Annotated in this window: 15 protein-coding genes; 5 read left to right on the forward strand and 10 right to left on the reverse strand. The window is 75.4% G+C overall.

What is annotated here, in order from left to right:
- Nucleotides 1–4: 4 nt before the first annotated feature.
- The 9 genes from AB2U05_RS18620 to AB2U05_RS18660 form a co-directional block, all read right to left on the reverse strand.
- The gene (locus AB2U05_RS18620; RefSeq protein WP_369183792.1) at nt 5–757 is read right to left on the reverse strand and encodes a hypothetical protein; all 753 of its coding nucleotides are present in this window, start codon (nt 755–757) and stop codon (nt 5–7) included.
- Nucleotides 758–871: 114 nt separating this feature from the next.
- On the reverse strand, nt 872–1657 hold the full coding sequence (locus tag AB2U05_RS18625; protein WP_045699238.1) for a type III pantothenate kinase: 786 nt from the start codon (nt 1655–1657) through the stop codon (nt 872–874).
- A 49-nt stretch (nt 1658–1706) separates the two neighbouring features.
- A complete protein-coding gene (nadC, locus tag AB2U05_RS18630) occupies nt 1707–2675 on the reverse strand; it encodes a carboxylating nicotinate-nucleotide diphosphorylase (RefSeq protein WP_045699236.1) in 969 nt (322 codons plus the stop codon).
- A 4-nt stretch (nt 2676–2679) separates the two neighbouring features.
- Nucleotides 2680–4353: an L-aspartate oxidase gene (locus tag AB2U05_RS18635; protein ID WP_369183793.1), complete on the reverse strand. Its 1674-nt coding sequence runs from the start codon at nt 4351–4353 to the stop codon at nt 2680–2682.
- Between the two features lie 15 nt (nt 4354–4368).
- Entirely contained in the window at nt 4369–4818 is a 450-nt protein-coding gene (panD, locus tag AB2U05_RS18640; protein WP_045699232.1) for an aspartate 1-decarboxylase, read from the reverse strand.
- 55 nt (nt 4819–4873) lie between these two features.
- The gene (panC, locus tag AB2U05_RS18645; RefSeq protein ID WP_078860286.1) at nt 4874–5779 is read right to left on the reverse strand and encodes a pantoate--beta-alanine ligase; all 906 of its coding nucleotides are present in this window, start codon (nt 5777–5779) and stop codon (nt 4874–4876) included.
- A complete protein-coding gene (locus AB2U05_RS18650) occupies nt 5780–6703 on the reverse strand; it encodes a Rossmann-like and DUF2520 domain-containing protein (protein ID WP_045699229.1) in 924 nt (307 codons plus the stop codon).
- Nucleotides 6704–6797: 94 nt separating this feature from the next.
- Nucleotides 6798–7487 (reverse strand): response regulator transcription factor, encoded by a 690-nt coding sequence (locus AB2U05_RS18655; RefSeq protein ID WP_045699227.1) that lies wholly within the window; start codon nt 7485–7487, stop codon nt 6798–6800.
- Nucleotides 7488–7507: 20 nt separating this feature from the next.
- Nucleotides 7508–8737: a sensor histidine kinase gene (locus tag AB2U05_RS18660; RefSeq protein WP_045699225.1), complete on the reverse strand. Its 1230-nt coding sequence runs from the start codon at nt 8735–8737 to the stop codon at nt 7508–7510.
- Nucleotides 8738–8867: 130 nt separating this feature from the next.
- On the opposite strand from AB2U05_RS18660, the gene AB2U05_RS18665 reads away from it, so the two are divergent.
- On the forward strand, nt 8868–9884 hold the full coding sequence (locus AB2U05_RS18665) for an SAM-dependent methyltransferase (protein WP_369183794.1): 1017 nt from the start codon (nt 8868–8870) through the stop codon (nt 9882–9884).
- The gene (locus AB2U05_RS18670; RefSeq protein ID WP_045710175.1) at nt 9881–11050 is read left to right on the forward strand and encodes an NADH-quinone oxidoreductase subunit D; all 1170 of its coding nucleotides are present in this window, start codon (nt 9881–9883) and stop codon (nt 11048–11050) included. The genes AB2U05_RS18665 and AB2U05_RS18670 overlap by 4 nt, the downstream gene beginning before the upstream one ends.
- 15 nt (nt 11051–11065) lie before the next feature.
- Here the strand turns inward: AB2U05_RS18670 and AB2U05_RS18675 are convergent, their stop codons facing one another.
- Nucleotides 11066–11887, reverse strand: a complete 822-nt coding sequence (locus AB2U05_RS18675) for a hypothetical protein (RefSeq protein WP_369185967.1) — start codon at nt 11885–11887, stop codon at nt 11066–11068.
- A 251-nt stretch (nt 11888–12138) separates the two neighbouring features.
- Between AB2U05_RS18675 and AB2U05_RS18680 the strand changes: the two genes are divergently transcribed.
- The 3 genes from AB2U05_RS18680 to AB2U05_RS18690 all read left to right on the forward strand — a co-directional run bounded on the left by AB2U05_RS18680 (nt 12139) and on the right by AB2U05_RS18690 (nt 17555).
- Nucleotides 12139–12540 carry a hypothetical protein gene (locus AB2U05_RS18680; RefSeq protein ID WP_369183795.1) on the forward strand — a complete coding sequence of 134 codons (402 nt, stop codon included), beginning with the start codon at nt 12139–12141 and terminating at the stop codon, nt 12538–12540.
- A gap of 28 nt (nt 12541–12568) precedes the next feature.
- Nucleotides 12569–15076, forward strand: coding sequence for a toxin glutamine deamidase domain-containing protein (locus tag AB2U05_RS18685; protein ID WP_369183796.1), 2508 nt, complete (start codon nt 12569–12571; stop codon nt 15074–15076).
- Nucleotides 15077–16253: 1177 nt separating this feature from the next.
- Nucleotides 16254–17555, forward strand: a complete 1302-nt coding sequence (locus tag AB2U05_RS18690; RefSeq protein WP_369183797.1) for an SUKH-4 family immunity protein — start codon at nt 16254–16256, stop codon at nt 17553–17555.
- The last annotated feature ends 112 nt before the right edge of the window (nt 17556–17667 follow it).

Raw genomic sequence — 17667 nt, forward strand, 5'->3', positions numbered from 1 at the left:
GGGCTCAGCCGGTGCCGGTGGCGAGTTCGACGTCCTCGGGCGCGGAGTCCGCCGGGGGTTCGGGGCGGGCGGGGGGCTTGGGCCGGCGGCCGAAGAGCTCGGCGGGGGTGGGCATCCGGTGCGGGCGGGGCGGGGCCGGCGGGGTGGCGGCGGGCTGCTCCGGGCGGGAGTCGCGGGAGTCGGTGCTGCTCATGGTGATCCGTCCTCCAACAGGGATGGGGAGACTGCTCGGCGGTGCGGCGGGGTTCGGTACGGCCACCAGGTGGCGGTGCTGCCCGGAGGTGAGGGCGAGCCGTTCGCGGACGGCGGCCTCGGCGAGCGCGTGGCAGCGGCCGGCCAGCCGGGAGCGGCGGGCCCGCTCGTGCTGCCCGCAGGGCTGGCGGGTGAGCCCGCGCAGCGCGGTGAGGTCCTCGGGCCCGGGCAGGTACCCGTCCGCCACGGCCTCCTCCAGCCGTTCCAGGTACCCGGTCGCGCCGCCGGGCAGGGCGGAGCGGTAGCGGCCGAGGTCGGCGAGCAGGAAGGCGCGCAGCCGGCCGCCCTCCTGGACGGCCTCGTCGATCGCCTCGGTCAGGTACAGCGCGTCCTGGACGTCCTCGGCCCACAGCTCGGCACCCGGGCCGGTGCAGGCGGTGCGGTCGGGCCCCTGGAGGTGGACGGGGACGGCGGGGTGCAGGGCGTGGGCGAGGGCGCGGCGCAGCACGCGGACTTCGTCGGCGCTGAAGGCCATGCCGCCGCGCGATCCGTGTGGCGTAGGCATGGGTTGACACTACGTGAGGAATATCCGATTTGTCGGTAACGTCGCGCCGAACAACCCACGATCGGCCGGACGGGAGGAACCGCCCGGACCCGATCGGCCCCGCGCCGGGGAGCGTCAGCTCGGCCGGTTGCGTTCGTAGACGAGCCGCAGGCCGATCAGGGTCAGCCAGGGCTCGTGGACGTCGATGGTGGTGGCCTCGCCGAGGACCAGCGTTGCCAGGCCGCCGGTGGCGATCACCTGGACGTCGTCCGGGTCCTTGGCCAGCTCCCGGGCCATCCGCTCGACCAGGCCGTCGACCTGCCCGGCGAAGCCGTACAGGATGCCGGACTGCATGCCCTCGACGGTGTTCTTGCCGATCACGTTGCGCGGGCGGGCCAGCTCGATCTTGCGCAGCTGGGCGCCGCGCATGCCGAGCGCCTCGACGGAGATCTCGATGCCGGGGGCGATCGCGCCGCCGACGTAGTCGCCGCGGGCGTTGACCGCGTCGAAGGTGGTCGCGGTGCCGAAGTCGACCACGATGCACGGCCCGCCGTACAGGTGGTTGGCGGCCAGCGCGTTGACGATCCGGTCGGCGCCGACCTCCTTGGGGTTGTCCATCAGGACGTGCACCCCGGTCTTCACGCCGGGCTCCACGATCACCGCGGGGACGTCGCCGTAGTAGCGGCGGGTCACCTCGCGGAGCTCGTGGAGCACGGCGGGAACGGACGAGCAGATCGCCAGCCCCTCCACCACGGCCTCCCGGACCGCGGCGTGGTTGCCCATCAACCCCTGCAGCAGCACCGCCAGTTCATCGGCCGTGCGGCGCGGATCGGTGGAGATCCGCCAGTGTTCCACCACGTCCTCGCCGTCGAACAGGCCGAGTGTGGTCTGGGTGTTGCCGACGTCGATGGTGAGGAGCACGGGGACGCTTTCTGCGAGTCGGGACGGGTCTGCGGTCGACTCCGGACGGTCAGGCGCGCAGGTCCAGGCCGATGTCCAGGACCGGCGAGGAGTGGGTGAGCGCGCCCACGGCCAGGAAGTCGACACCAGTCTGGGCGACCTCGCGCGCGGTGGCCAGGGTCAGCCCGCCGGAGGCCTCCAGCCTGGCCCGGCCCGCCACCAGCGCGACGGCCTCCTTCAGCTGCTCGACGGAGAAGTTGTCCAGCAGGATGAGGTCGGCCCCGGCGTCCAGCACCGGCGCGATCTGCTCCAGGGTGTCCACCTCGATCTCGACCGGCAGCTCCGGGTAGGCGGCCCGGACGGCCCGGAAGGCCTCGGCCACGCCGCCGGCCGCGACCACGTGGTTGTCCTTCACCAGCGCGGCGTCCGAGAGCGCCATCCGGTGGTTGGCGCCGCCGCCGCAGCGCACCGCGAACTTCTCCAGCGCGCGCAGGCCCGGGGTGGTCTTGCGGGTGTCCCGGACGACGGCGCCGGTGCCCTCCAGGGCGTCCGCCCAGGCCCGGGTCGCGGTGGCGATGCCGGACAGGTGGCAGAGCAGGTTGAGGGCGCTGCGCTCGGCGGTGAGCAGGTCGCGGGTGCGGGAGCGGATCGACAGCAGCACCTGGCCGGCCTCGACCCGGTCGCCGTCCTCGACGTGCCGCTCGACCTCGAACTCCTCCTCGCAGACCAGCGAGACGACGGCCTCGGCGATCCGCAGGCCGGCCACCACGCCGCCCTCGCGGGCGGTGAAGTCGGCGGTGGCGACGGCGTCGGCGGGCACGGTGGCCACCGAGGTGACGTCCTCGCCGCCGGCCAGGTCCTCGGCCAGCGCCAGGGTGGCGATGTCCTCGACCTCGACCGGGTCCAGCCCGGCGTTCTCCAGCAGCTCCGCCAACTGCGGGTCCAGGCCGGTCTCGTAGCCCTCGCCGTCCCCGCAGGCGCAGCCGTCGCCGCAGCCGCCCTGGTCGGCCAGGGGGAGTTCCTCGTGGGAGTGGGTCATGGTTCTACTGCTCCTCAGGGGTGCTGACAAGGTCGCCGGAGGCGGCGAGGGTGGTGATCAGGTGGCGCCGCCAGTGGGCGTCGTCGCGCTCGGGGAAGTCCTCGCGCCAGTGGCAGCCGCGGGTCTCCTCGCGCTGCGCGGCCGCCGCGACCAGGGCGGTGGCGACCGTCAGCAGGTTGGCGGCCTCCCAGGTCTCCACCCGGGGGTCGGCCGGCTTCTCCTCGGCCACGTGCGCGTACGCCTGCTCGGCGATCAGCGCGAGCCCGGCCGCGGCCTCGGCCATCGAGGCGGCCGAGCGCACCACGCCCGCGCCGCGCGACATCAGCCGCTGGATCTCGGCGCGCGCCTCGGAGGCCGGCAGCGGCACCGCGCGGGCGGCCTGCGCGGCGGCGACGTCCACGGTGCGCTCGGGCAGTTCGCCGGCCGCGTGCAGCTCGGCCAGGTCGGCGGCGATCCGCTCGGCGAAGACCAGGCCCTCCAGCAGGGAGTTGGAGGCCAGCCGGTTGGCGCCGTGCACCCCGGTGCAGGCGACCTCGCCGCAGGCGTACAGGCCGGGGACGGAGCTGCGGCCGTGCCGGTCGGTCCGGACGCCGCCGGAGGCGTGGTGCGAGGCCGGGGAGATCGGGATCGGCTCGGTGACCGGGTCGATGCCGTGGGCGCGGCAGGCGGCGAGGATGGTCGGGAAGCGGTGCTCCCACATCTCGGCGCCGAAGTGCCGCCCGTCCAGGTACATGTGGTCGGCGCCCTGCTCCTGCATGCGCCGGGTGATCGCCTTGGCGACGATGTCGCGCGGGGCCAGCTCGGCCAGCTCGTGCTGCCCGACCATGAAGCGCACGCCGTCCGCGTCCACCAGGTGGGCGCCCTCGCCGCGCACGGCCTCGGAGACCAGCGGCTGCTGGCCCTCGGCCTCCGGGCCGAGCCAGAGCACGGTCGGGTGGAACTGGACGAACTCCAGGTCGGTGACGGCGGCGCCGGCCCGCAGCGCCAGGGCCACGCCGTCGCCGGTGGAGACCGGCGGGTTGGTGGTGGCGGAGAAGACCTGGCCCATGCCGCCGGTGGCGAGCACCACCGCGCGGGCCCGGACGGCGCCGACGCCGTCGCGCGCGCCCTCGCCCATCACGTGCAGGGTCAGCCCGGCGGCGTGGCCCTCGGCGTCGGTCAGCAGGTCGAGGACGAGGGCGTGCTCGATCAGTTCGAGGTCCGGGTCCTCGCGGACGGCGGCGACCAGGGCGCGGGAGACCTCCGCGCCGGTGGCGTCCCCGCCCGCGTGCACGATCCGGCGGCGGTGGTGGCCGCCCTCGCGGGTGAGCAGGATCTCGCCGTCCTCGTCGCGGTCGAAGTCGGCGCCGACCGCGATCAGCCGGCGGACGGCGTCCGGGCCCTCGGTGACGAGGGTGCGCACGGCCTCCTCGTCGCAGATCCCGGCGCCGGCCACCAGGGTGTCGTCCAGGTGCTGCTCGGGGCTGTCCCCCTCACCCAGGGCGGCGGCTATGCCGCCCTGGGCCCAGCGGGTCGAGCCTTCGTCCAGCACCGCCTTGGTGACCACCATGGCCCGCAGGCCGGCCTTGCGGACGTTGAGCGCGACGGTGAGTCCGGCGACGCCGGAGCCGACCACGACCACGTCGGTGGTGGCGGTCCAGCCGGGGGCCGGGGCGGTGAGGCGATGCGTAACGGACATGGCTCAGTGGCTCCTTCAGTGCGTGGCCGAGGTGGCCGCGCCGTCCCCGTCACGGTACGCCGCGTCCCCGCGCAGCAGTCCGCTGCCCTCCGGGGCGTCCGCCGGGTCGCCGCCCATGCCGGTGATCCGGTTCCGCTCGTCCACGAAGACGACCTTCGGCTGGTAGCCCTTGGCCTCGGCCGTGTCCATCTGCCCGTAGGCGATGAGGATGACCAGGTCGCCGGGGTGGACCAGGCGGGCGGCCGCGCCGTTGATGCCGATCACGCCGGTGCCGCGCGGGCCGGCGATGGTGTACGTCTCCAGCCGGGCGCCGTTGTTGATGTCGACGATGTGGACCAGCTCGCCGGGGAGCAGGTCGGCGGCGTCGAGCAGGTCCTCGTCCACCGTGACGGAGCCGACGTAGTGCAGGTCGGCCTGGGTCACGGTGGCCCGGTGGATCTTGGACTTGAGCATGGTGCGGAGCATTGCGGGTCACGCCTCCTGTGAGTGCATGCCTGAGAGGGGAAGAGCTCTTCGTGAACTACCGGACGATGATGCGGACGTTGTCGATCAGGCGGGTCGAGCCCACCTTCGCGGCGACGGCCAGCACCGCCTCGCCCTGGAAGTCGTCCGCCGCCTCGGTGAAGTCGTGCGGGTCGATCAGGGCGAGGTAGTCGAGGTCGACACCCTCGGCGGTGTCGAGCGCGGCCGCGGCGGCTTCGCGCACGGCCTTCGGGCCCTGCGCGGCGACGTCCCGGCCGGCGAACAGGGCCTTGGAGAGGGCGAGGGCGCGGGTGCGCTCCTCCTCCGAGAGGTAGCGGTTGCGCGAGGAGCGGGCCAGCCCGTCCTCCTCGCGGACGGTCGGCACGCCGACGATCTCCACGTCGAAGTCCAGGTCGGCCACCATCCGCTGGATGATCGCCAGCTGCTGGGCGTCCTTCTCGCCGAAGAAGGCGTAGTCCGGGTCCGTGATGTGCAGCAGCTTGGCGACGACGGTGAGCACCCCGTCGAAGTGGCCCGGGCGGGTGGCGCCCTCGAAGCGCTCGCCCATCGGGCCGGCCGCCAGCCGCACCTGCGGCTCGCCGTTCGGGTAGACCTCGTCGACGGACGGGGCGAAGACCACGTCGGCGCCGTTCTCCTCGGCCAGCTTCACGTCGGCGTCGAGGGTGCGCGGGTAGCGGTCCAGGTCCTCGCCGGCGCCGAACTGCAGCGGGTTGACGAAGACCGTCACCGCGACCCGGCCCTCCGGGCCGACCTGCTTGCGGGCGGCGCGGACCAGCGCGGCGTGGCCCTCGTGCAGCGCGCCCATGGTCATCACGACGGCGTTGTCCACCGGCCGCTCGTCGGGCCAGAACGCGGCCTCGAAGTCGTCCACGGTGTTCGTGACGATCGCCCGGTGGACCTTGGGCGTCCGCTGGGCCTTGCTCGGCTGCTTACCGCGTGCCATCTAGCGCTTCTCCTCGTTCAGTACGTCCAGCAGCGCCGCCGCCGACGCTTCGTCGATCGTCCCGCCGGCGAGTGCCCGCTGCGCGGTGGCGCGGGCCATCGCCCGGTAGGCCGCCGGGATGTCCGGGGACACCGTACTGAGCTGCGCCAGGTGGCGCCGTACGGTGCCCGCGTCGCCCCGGGCGACCGGGCCGGTGAGGGCCGCGTCGCCGGAGCGCAGGCTGTTGTCCAGGGCCGCGCCGAGCAGCGGGCCGAGCATCCGGCCGGGCTCGGCGACGCCGGCCGTGCGCAGCAGCTCCATGGCCTGCGCGACCAGGGTGACCAGGTGGTTCGCGCCGTGCGCGAGGGCCGTGTGGTAGAGCGGGCGGACGTCCTCGGGCACCCACTCGGGCTCGCCGCCCATCTCCACCACCAGCGCCTCGGCGACCGGCCGCAGCTCCTCGGGGGCGGTCACCCCGAACGGGCAGCCGGCCAGCCGCGCCAGGTCGACGGAGGTGCCGGTGAAGGTCATCGCCGGGTGCAGCGCGAGCGGCAGCGCCCCGGCCCGGGTGGCGGGCTCCAGGACGGCGACGCCGTGCGCGCCGGAGGTGTGCACGAGCAGCTGGCCGGGGCGGACGGCCCCGGTCGCGGCCAGGCCGGCCACCAGGTCGGCCAGCGCGTCGTCCGGGACGGTCAGCAGGACGAGGTCGGCGGCGGCCAGCACCTGCGGCGGGGTGACGATCCGCACGCCCGGCAGCAGCGCCTCGGCGCGCCGGCGGGAGGTGGCGGACACCCCGGACGCGGCGACCACCGTGTGCCCCGCGAGCTGCAGCGCGGCGCCCAGCGCAGGGCCGACCCGCCCGGTGCCCACCACGCCCACGGCGAGGCGGGCCGGTCGGTTGCCGGGGTCGCTCGGATCGCCGAAGCCGTCGTCGAAGGTGTTCACGCGCCACCCTTGTCCTGAATGACCGTTCCGGTCCGCTGCGGGTACCGGACGTACCGCCCCAGTCTACGGGGGCGTCAGTCCGTCCACGGGGGTGTCAGTCCGTCGCCCCGGCCCGGATCAGCCCGGCCTCGTACGCCAGCACCACGGCCTGCACCCGGTCGCGCAGGCCGAGCTTGGCCAGGATGCGGCCGACGTGGGTCTTCACGGTGGCCTCGGAGAGCACCAGCCGGGCCGCGATCTCGCCGTTCGACAGCCCCTGGGCGACCAGCAGGAACACCTCCCGCTCGCGCTCGGTCAGCGGGGCGACGACGTCCGAGCCGGGCGTGCTCTGCGGGGTGGGCAGCACCTCGGCGAAGCGGTCGATCATCCGGCGGGTGGTGGTCGGGGCGACCACCGCGTCCCCGCCGTGCACCGCGCGGATCGCGGCCACCAGCTCGGTCGGCGGGACGTCCTTGAGCAGGAAGCCGCTGGCCCCGGCCTTGAGCGCGGCGAAGGCGTACTCGTCCAGGTCGAAGGTGGTGAGGATGAGCACCCGAGGGGCGCCCGGCAGCGGGCTGCCGTCCTCCGCCAGGCAGATCCGCCGGGTGGCCTGCACGCCGTCCAGGCGCGGCATCCGGACGTCCATCAGGATCACGTCCACCGACGTGTGCCGCAGCTTCTCCAGGGCCTGGACACCGTCGCCCGCCTCGGCGGCGATCTCGATGTCGCCCTGCGACTGCAGGATCATCCGGAAGCCGGTGCGCAGCAGTTCCTGGTCGTCGACGAGCATCACGCGGATGGTCAAGGGGGCTCTCCTCGGAGGGGTCAGTGTGCTGCCTTGAGCGGGAGGACGGCGCGGATCCGGAAGCCGCCGCCGGGGCGCGGGCCGACGTCCAGGCTGCCGCTGACCATGCCGACCCGCTCGCGCATGCCGATCAGGCCGTGGCCGGGGCCGTCGGTGCCGTGGGCGGTGAGCTGCTCGTCGGTGGTGCCGCGCCCGTCGTCCTCGACCAGGACGGCGAGTTCGCGCTCGCCGAAGTCGACGGCGACCCGGGCGTGGGCGTGCGGGCCGCCGTGCTTGCGGACGTTGGTGAGGGCTTCCTGGACGATCCGGTAGACGGTGAGCTCGACGCCGCGCGGGAGTTCGCGCGGCTGGCCCGAGGTGTCGTAGTCGACGTGCAGGCCGGCCGTGCGGACCTGTTCGAGCAGCTCCGGCAGCTCCTCGACGCCCGGCTGCGGCAGGTACTCCTCGGCCGAGGAGTCGGAGGTGCGCAGCACGCCCAGCAGGCGGCGCATCTCGGTGAGCGCCTGCCGGCCGGTGGTGGCGATGGTGCCGAGCGCCTGCTTGGCCTGCTGCGGGGAGTTGTCGAGCACGTACGCGGCGCCGTCCGCCTGGACGATCATCACCGAGACGTTGTGCGCGACCACGTCGTGCAGTTCGCGGGCGATCCGGGCGCGCTCGGCGGCGACGGCGACCTTCGCCTGGGCGTCCCGCTCGCGCTCCAGCCGGGCGGCGCGGTCCTCCAGCTCGGTCAGGTAGGCGCGGCGCACCCGGGTCAGCCGGCCCCACGCCCAGCACAGGATGAACGGCGTGCTCATCAGCAGCGTGATCAGCATCGCCTCGCCGATGCCGTACGGGTGCGTGTGCACCTCGCCGGCCTCCACCGTGGTCTTCATCGGGTTCATCCGCCAGAACACCAGCGGGCCGGCGGCCAGGCCGGCGGCCAGCGCCAGCCGGGAGGTCCACTTCTGGCCGAAGGCGGCGCCGGTGTAGGCGAAGACCAGGTAGGCGATGGAGGACCCGCCCGGTTCGACGTCGGCGACCACCTGGCCGACCGCGATGCCGGTGGCGGCGCCCACGGTGACGTCGGGGAAGCGGCGGCGGAAGACCATCAGCAGCGGCAGCAGCACCGCGACCAGGACCTGGGCGTCGAAGCGCCAGCCGCTGTCGGGGTAGTCGGCGTTCGGCAGCAGGCCGAGGAACAGCACGATCGCCGCCCAGGCGGCGTCGACCACCATGGGGTGACGGCGGAGCCAGGCGTTGAGTCGATGCACCTCTCCAGCGTAGGCAGTCGCGCACGGTGCCCAGGTCAGCCGGTAGGGCGATCCGCTCCTACTCCGTAGGTCGGAGACGTCCCGGTGCCGGTTCCGAGGGGCGGCCCGGAGCCCGGTAGCGTCCCCGTCCATGACGTGGATGCGGTGGGCGCCCGCCATGGAACAGGCGCTGTACGACCCGGCCGGCGGTTTCTACCACCGGCCGGAGGGCCCGGCCGGGCACTTCCGCACCTCGGTGCACGCCTCGCCCAGGTTCGCCCGCGCGGTGGCCCGGCTGCTGGTCGAGGTTGACGCGGCCCTCGGCCGGCCGGCGGAGCTGGCCCTGGTCGACGTCGGGGCCGGGCGCGGCGAACTGCTCACCGGGGTGCTGGCCGAACTGCCCGGCGAGGTGCTGGCGCGGCTGCGCCCGTACGGCGTGGAGATCGCCGGGCGCCCCGCCGCACTGCCGTCCACAGCCCTGTGGACGGACGAGCCGCCGCGCGGTGTCACCGGGCTGCTGTTCGCCAACGAGTGGCTGGACAACGTGCCGCTGGACGCCGGGGAAGTGGACGAGGACGGGGTGCTGCGCTACGTCGAGGTGGACACCGCCACCGGTGAGGAGCGCTCCGGCGAGCCGGTGTCGGCGGCCGACGCGGCCTGGGCCGAGCGCTGGTGGCCGGTCGAACACCCCGGGGACGTCGTGGAGTTCGGCGGCCCCCGGGACGCCGCCTGGGCGCGGGCCGTCGCCGGGCTGGAGCGCGGCCTGGCCGTCGCCGTCGACTACGGGCACACGGCGCGGCGGCGGCCGTTCGCCGGGACGTTCGCCGGCTTCCGGGACGGCCGCGAGGTGGCGCCGGTGCCGGACGGCTCCTGCGACGTGACGGCGCACGTCGCGCTGGACTCGATCGCCGTCCCCGGTCTCCACAGCCTGTGGACGACCCAGCGCGAGGCCCTGCGCGCCCTCGGCGTGAGCGGCGAACGCCCGCCGTTGGCCCTCGCCTCCACCGACCCCGCGGCCTACCTGCGGGCGCTCGGCGGCGCGGGGGAGGGGGCCGAACTCACCGACCCGGCCGGGCTGGGCGGCTTCGGGTGGGTCCTGCAGGCCGTCCGCATGCCGGTACCTCTGGCCCTGGAGGCCCTGCCGGGATGGCAGACTCTGGGGGCATGAGGGAGACCACGGTCGGCATCGGGGCGGGAGCCGAGAACGTCACGGGCGAGGCGGGCACCACCGACATGGTGCTCAACATCGGCCCGCAGCACCCCGCCACGCACGGCGTGCTGCGGCTGCGCCTGCTGCTGGACGGTGAGCGGATCGTCACCGCCGAGCCGGTGATCGGCTACATGCACCGCGGCGCGGAGAAGCTGTTCGAGGCCCGGGACTACCGGCAGATCATCATGCTGGCCAACCGGCACGACTGGCTCTCCGCCTTCTCCAACGAACTCGGCGTCGTGCTCGGCGTCGAGCGGATGCTCGGCATGGAGGTCCCCGAGCGGGCGGTGTGGCTGCGCACCCTGCTCGCCGAGCTGAACCGGGTGCTCAACCACCTGATGTTCCTCGGCTCCTACCCGCTGGAGCTCGGCGGGATCACCCCGATCTTCCACGCCTTCAACGGCCGCGAGGACCTCCAGCACGTGCTGGAGGAGGCCTCCGGCGGGCGGATGCACTACATGTTCAACCGGGTCGGCGGCCTCAAGGAGGACGTCCCGGCGGGCTGGCTCGGCCGGGTCCGCGCCGCCATGACCGCCGTCCGCGCGCAGCTGCCGGCCATCGAGGACCTCGTCCTCGGCAGCGAGATCTTCCGCGCCCGCACCGCCGGCGTCGGCGTCCTCACCCGGGCGCAGGCCGAGGCGTACGGCGTCAGCGGCCCGATCGCCCGGGCCAGCGGCCTCGACTTCGACCTGCGCCGCGACGAGCCCTACCTCGCGTACGGCTCCGAGGAGCTGCGGCAGGTGCTCACCGTGGTCACCCGCGAGGAGGGCGACTGCCTGGCCCGCTTCGAGTGCCTGCTGGAGCAGACCGTCAACTCGCTGGACCTCGCCGACGCCTGCCTCGACAAGCTCGCCACCCTGCCGCCCGGCCCGGTCAACCAGCGGCTGCCCAAGGTGCTCAAAGCGCCCGAGGGCAGCACCTACACCTGGACCGAGAACCCGCTCGGGATCAACGGCTACTACCTGGTCTCGCGCGGCGACAAGACGCCGTGGCGGCTCAAGCTGCGCTCGGCGTCGTTCAACAACGTCCAGGCGCTGACCGAACTGCTGCCGGGCACGCTGGTCGCGGACATGGTGGCGATCCTCGGGTCGATGTTCTTCGTGGTCGGGGACATCGACAAGTAGGCCGGCGCGGGGGCGCTACTTGTTGTTCTTCTTCCGGGCGGGGTCGGCCGGGTGCGGGGCCACCTTGCGGTCGCCCTTGGTGGCGATCCGCTCCTCGCACAGCCGCGCCAGCACGCCGTACGCCGCCTTGCCCATCAGCTCGGTGAGCTCCGGGCGGTAGCTGACGTACACCGGCTCGGCGCCCTGGTGCGCGGCCGGGGCGCCGGTGCACCACCAGTGCAGGTCGTGGCCGCCCGGCCCCCAGCCGCGGCGGTCGTACTCGCCGATCGAGACCTGCAGGTAGCGGGTGTCGTCCGGGCGGTCGATCCAGTCGTAGGTGCGGCGGATCGGCAGCTGCCAGCAGACGTCCGGCTTGAACTCCAGCGGCTCGTGGCCCTCCTTGAGGGCGAGCGCGTGCAGCGCGCAGCCGGCGCCGCCCGCGAAGTCGGGGCTGTTCACGAAGATGCAGGCGCCGTTGACCCGGCGGGTCTGGCGGTCGCCGTCCTCGTCCAGCATGGTGATGCCGCCGTCCGACTTCAGCCGGCCCTTGGCGTCGGTGCCCTCGGCGAAGTTCTCCCACAGCTCGGGCGTCAGCCGGGCCGCGTGCTTCAGGACGCGCTTCTCGTCGTCCTCGTCCGAGTAGTGCGCGCCCAGCGTGCAGCAGCCGTCCGAGGCGCCGCGGCCCTCGCGGATGCCGTGGCAGCCCTGGCCGAACACGCAGGACCAGCGGGAGGTCAGCCAGGTCAGGTCGCAGCGGAAGACCTGCTCCGAGTCGTCCGGGTCGGCGAACTCGACCCAGGCGCGGGGGAAGTCCAGCGGGACCTCGTCGCGCGGGATCTCGCGGCGCAGCGTCGGCATCGCGAGGTCGACGGGGGCCGGGGTGGAAGCGGGGGCGGAGGCGGCCTCGGGCTTCGCCTTGGCCTTCTTCTTGGACGTTTCTGCTGGTGCCACCCGGCAAGGGTAGAGCTTTCCCGGCGTACCGGGCGGAACGGGAGGGTGGCGTCCCGCCCGGCGTCGGGGTGAAGGGGGAGTGAAGAGGCGCCTCGCCGCCACCGGTACGCGGCGCCGGGGTGCCTAGGATGGCGGCCGGTCGAGCGGGAGGTACGGGGATGGCGAGCGGCGACAAGGCTTCCGGCGCACCGGAGTTCGTCCTCAAGCCGTGGGAACTGCACGGCGAGGGGCGGGAGTTCGAGAAGGTCGGGCGCGAGCTGGCGAAGGCCGTGGGCGCCCTGGAGCGGGGGCTCGCCGCTCTCGGTGCCCCCTGGGGAACGGACGGACCGGGCGGTGCCTTCGCCGCCGCCTGGGGCCCGGCGCACGGCGAACTCGCCGGTGGGCTGCGGGGGTTGTCCACCCGGCTCGGGCAGGTCGGGGCCGGGCTGCACGCGATGGCCGGGCGGACGGCGGACGCGGACACCTCGGCGGCGACCGGGTTCGGCGCGGGGGCGGCGGTTCCCCCGCGACCGGCAACCCCCGGGGCGGCGCCGACCGTCCCCACGGACATGTCGGTCTGACGGCACCGGCCCGAACGGGAGGACGCGCGTGTCCCGGAAACTGCCCGAGGAACTCGTCCCGGCCCTGGCGAGGACCGGCCGCCACTGGCCGCAGGCCGACGAGGACGGCCTGCGCAAGGCCGCCGCGCTGTGGCGGGAGTTCGCCGCCGAGGCGGAGGGGGCCGCCCGCCGCTGCGGCGAGTCCGTCCGGCGGGTGACCGCCGACAACTCCGGCCACGCCGTCGAGGCCTTCGCCGCGTACTGGCAGGCGTTCAGCGGCGGAGGCAAGGGCCACCTGGACGACGCGCACACGGCGGTCGGCCTGGTCGCCACCGCCTTCGACACGGCCGCCCGGGCGGTGGACGGCTGCAAGGCCGAGATCACCACGACCCTGCGGCAGCTCGCCGCGGAACTGAAGCAGGCCGAGGAAGCCGCGGCGACGGCCGAGGCCAAGCGCGAGACCGAGGGCGGGGCCAAGGCTGAGGCGGCGCCGGTCGCCACCGCCTCGGCCACCGGCAACGGCGTCGTCGTGGGCGGCGCGGTCGTGGGCGGCGAGAAGGGCCTCGGCGGCTTCGCCGGCCTCGCGGGCAAGGTCAGGACCGCCGCCACCGCGCAGGTCGCCGGGGCGGTGGAGGCCGTCGCCGTCGAGGCCGCCGGACTGAAGATCGACGGCCTGCTCACCGAACTCGGCCGCGCCATGAAGGACGCCATGGCCACCGCCCTCAAGGACCCGGCGGCCGTCCACCTGCTCCGGCTCGGCCCCGACACCGGCCACGGCCACGGCCACGGCACCCGGGTCACCGCCGCCTCGTACCGCGGCGGAGGCGTCGACCCGCTCGGCACCGGGCTCGTCCTGCTCACCGGCGAGGACGGCAGGCAGGTCGTCGGCGTGCCCGGGCTGAGCGTCGAGCTCGACGAGCACGGGCAGCCGGTGCTCGGCGCGGACGGCAGGCCGGTGATCCTGCGGGCGGACGGTACGCCGGTCGCCGACGCCGCCGGGCTGCAGGTCCTCACCGGGCCGGACGGCAAGCCCGTCGTCGGGGCGCAGGCCGTCGATCGCGCGGATGACGAGAGGGGCAGGCCGCCGGGCAGCCCGTTGGCAGTGGCCTCGGCCGTCGTGGCCGAGGCGGCGCCGGCCGCCGCCCGGGACGTCGCCGGGGAGGTCGCCGGGGAGGTCGCCGGGGACGTCGCTGACAGCGCGCCTGCCGCGCCCGCGGCCGTGCGCGGCGGGCACCGGGCCGTGACCGCCGCCGCCGACTGGTCGCCGCCGCCCGCGCGCGACGACGGACCGGCATGGGGCGACGGACACCAGCGGACCCCCGCCGCGCCCGCCGCGCCCGCCCACCCGAGCGGCGGCTCGGCGGGGTGGCCGGACGGGGACTACCCGCTGGCCGCACCGGCGTCCGGCGGGGGCGGCACGCCGGTCACCGTACGGACGGACTCGGTCGCCGCACCGCCCGCCGCACCGCCCGCCCCCGCGCCCGCCGCCGGGCCGTGGGTCGGCCCGGCGCCGGAGGCCCCGGCGGCTGTGCGGCAGGTCGGCATGCCCGCGCCGTTCGGGACGCCGGTGGCCGGCGGCTATCCGGTGCCCGGCGTCGTCCCGCCGGTCGGTCCCGGGCCGCTCGCGGGCGCCGGGCCCGCGCCCGCGGTGCCGCCAGGCGCGGCGCCCTTCGGCAGCGGCATCGGGGCCGGGCCCCCGACCGTCCGCACGCCCGCTGCCGGTGCCGTACCGCCCCAGGTGCTGCCGCCGATCATCGGGACGACTCCGGTGGTCGGGCGGCCAGAACCCCACCACCTCGACGGCCGCCGCCGCGAAGGCACCGGGCCGGCCACCGACCAGAGTCCCCTCTGGGGCGTCGTCCCCGTCACCACCGCGCACGCGACGGCCCTGCGACTCGCCCTGCGCGCCCGGCACGGCGCGGCCCCGGACGAGCTGGCGGCCCGGCCGCGCGCCATCGCCGACAGCCGCCCGTACGGGCTGCCCGGCGGCCTCGCGCCCGTCGACCCCCAGCACCAGGCCGAACTCGAACGCCGCGTGCCCCGGGACGAGAACGGACTGCCCGTCCCCCACCCCGACCCGGCCGCCGCCGGCGACTGGGCCGAGGCCGTCAACGCCGGCGGGTACCGCGAACCGGGGCGCGCCAACAACAGCCTGGAGATCGCACTCTCCGCCGTCGACACCTACGCCGGCCGCCCCACCTGCGCCGCCCCGCGCATCCCCACCGAGGGCGACGCGGGCGAACGCGGCGGCCGCGACCGCGCCGAACGCGAACTCGGCGCCCCCTTCCAGGACCTCGGCGACGGCGACCAGGCCTTCGACCGCCTCACCGGAGAACTGCGCCGCGCCGGCCACGGCTCCCAGGCACTCCTCCTCACCCTGGACGCCTTCGGCCGCCCGCACGCGTGGAACGCCGTCAACCACCAGGACACCGTCACCTACCTCGACCACCAACTCGCCCGCCGCGCCCCCACCCCCCTCCACCCCGCCACCCACGGCCTCTGGGCCATCACCCTCACCCCCGAAGGCCACCCCCTCGCCCTCACCCCGCCCCGCTGACCGAGCGAGCCGGTTGCCGCCGCACGAGAAGTCGACGGGACCGACTTCCGCTGCGGGCCTCGTCCTGCACGGGAAGCCACCCGGCCCGATGTCACGGGTGGGGCTGGCCGCTGCGCCAGAGGTCGGCCGGTTCGACTTCTCGTGCGGGTGAGGTGCCGGGCAGGGAAGGTGCCTCGGCCGGAGATCCCCTGCGGGCCGGTTGCTGCCGCGCCGGAAGTCGGCCCGGCCGACTTTTTGTGCGGGCCTCTGGGCCCGTGGCCCTCAGCTGCGCGGGGAGTGGCCCGGCCCGACGCCTCGCGTGGGGCTCGCCGCTGCGCCAAAAGTCGGCCGGTTCGACTTCTCGTGCGGGTGAGGTGCCGGGCAGGGAAGGTGCCTCGGCCGGAGATCCCCTGCGGGCCGGTTGCTGCCGCGCCGGAAGTCGGCCCGGCCGACTTCTCGTGCGGGCCTCGTCCTGCACGGGAAGCCACCCGGCCCGATGTCACGCGTGGGGCTCGCCGCTGCGCCAGAGGTCGGCCGGTTCGACTTCTCGTGCGGGTGAGCTGCGGGGCGGGGAGGGTGTCTCGGGCTGGGATCCCCTGTGGGCCGGTTGCTGCCGCGCCGGAAGTCGGCCCGGCCGACTTCTCGTGCGGGCCTTTGCGCCCGTGGCCCTCAGCTGCGCGGGGAGTGGCCCGGCCCGATGCCTCGCGTGGGCTCGCCTGCGCCAAAAGTCGGCCGGTTCGACTTCCTGTGCGGGTGAGTGCGGGTGAGTTGCCGTACGGGATACCGCTTGGTCTGGTTGCTTGCGTGGGTGGGTTGCTGCGGCGCGGGCCGGGTGGGCCGAGCTTCGCGCGGCCCCGTGGCCGCCGCGCGAGAAGTCGGTGGGGCCGACTTCTGGTGCAGGCGAGCTGCCGTGGGTGAGGTTGCTGGGCTGGACTTCCGGCGCGGGTTGGTCGCCGCCGCGCAGGAAGTCGGTGGGGTCGACTTTTGGTGCGGGCCTTTGGGCCTGTGGGTCTGTGCTGGGCGCGGAGCTGCCTGGCTGCCGCGCAGGAAGTCGGCCGGGCCGACTTCTCGTGCGGGCCTCGGGCTGGCCGGCGTTTCGGTGCTGGGGGTGTCCTCCGGTTGTGCGGGAAATCGCTGGGGCCGGTGGGGGCGTAGGGTCGCGGCGAGGGGTCGGGGCTGGGGGACGGGGGTGCGTGGGGTGATCTCGTGGGCGCAGGCGGTGGAGGTGGGGAACCGGTGGGTCAACAGGAGTTTGCCGCAGGGGGCCGGGCAGGGGCGTCGGGTCCGTACGTACGAGTTCGAGTGCGGCTGGGTGGTGTGGGCCGAGCCGGTGCCGGTGGTGGTCGATCCGCGGACGGGTGAGCGTCGGGCGCCCGAGGAGGTGGGGGCGGCCTGTGGGGTGGTGGACCGGCTGAGCGGGCGGTTCACGGTGTGGCCGTCCGTGCCGGTGGACGAAGTGGTCGCCCTCTACCGGGACTTCGTGGGCGCGGGCGGCTACGACCCGGCCCTCCCGCCGGTCACCGGCCGGGGCGCCCGGGCCGAGCTGCTCTACCGGGACGCCGCCGGTGAGCCGTGCTCGCTCGCGCTGCGCTCGGCGCCCGGCCGCCCGCATCCGGCGCTGCGCGGCTGGTGGTGGCTGCGCGAGCAGGGCGTGGCGCCCGAGGACGTGCTGGCCGTCCGGACCGACCTGCGGGTGGGCGCCCTGCCCGGCGGCTACTGGGCGTACGCGCTGGCTGCCGAACTCCCGCACGTCCGGCCGGAGTTCACCCTGCCGTACGGTCCGCGCTTCGACCACCGGGCCGCCGCCGTGCGGGCGCTGCCCGCGCCGGAGGACGGCGGCCCGGCCCGCAACCGGGTGCCGTTCCCGCGCGCCCCGATCGGTACGCGGCCCCCGGCGGAGCCGGACGCGGTGCTGGCGGCCCGGCTGGCCGAGCGGTTCGGCCCGGCCGGGGTGCGGCGTTTCGACCCGGCGGACGTGGCCGGCGCGGGGCTGCCCGGTGAGGCGGCCGCCCTGTTGCGGGCGGTGGGCGTGCCGGTCGCCGTCCCGGGCTTCTTCGCGCTGCACCACCCGGGGGTGCCCGCGATCGCGGACGGGTCCCGCCCGCCCGGCGCGTTGCCCGCCCTGGCCGCCCACCTGGCCGAGCTCGGGCGCGGCACCCGGGCGGCCGAGCGCGAGCGGGCGGCGCTCGACGGCCGGGTGGTGCTCGGGACGGACGGCTGGGCGCTGGTGACCCTGGACGCGGCGGACGGCGCCGTCCGCGCCGTGGACCCGGGCGACGCGACGGCCCGCCACTGCAACGCCGACCTGCGCTCCTTCCTCCGCTGCCTGGAGCTGTTCGCCGACCGGCTGCCCGGCCTGCGCGGGCTCGATCCGGCGGCCGCCGGAGTGGCGGTGGACGGGTTGCAGCGTGCTTTGGCGGCGCTGGACGGTACGGTCTTCGACGATCCGGAGAACTGGTGGGCCGTCATCGTCGAGCAATTGTGGGACGGGCTGCTCTGATCGATCCGGATCGCCGGCCCCGCCCGTTGTGCCTCAGGGAGCCGGACCCGGACGGACCGCCGGGGAACCGAACAGTGCCGTCGAGCGGTCAGACCAGTTCGACGAACCCGCC

The sequence above is a fragment of the Streptomyces sp. Y1 genome (genome assembly GCF_041053115.1).
In the GTDB taxonomy this organism is placed as follows: domain Bacteria; phylum Actinomycetota; class Actinomycetes; order Streptomycetales; family Streptomycetaceae; genus Kitasatospora; species Kitasatospora rubellomurina.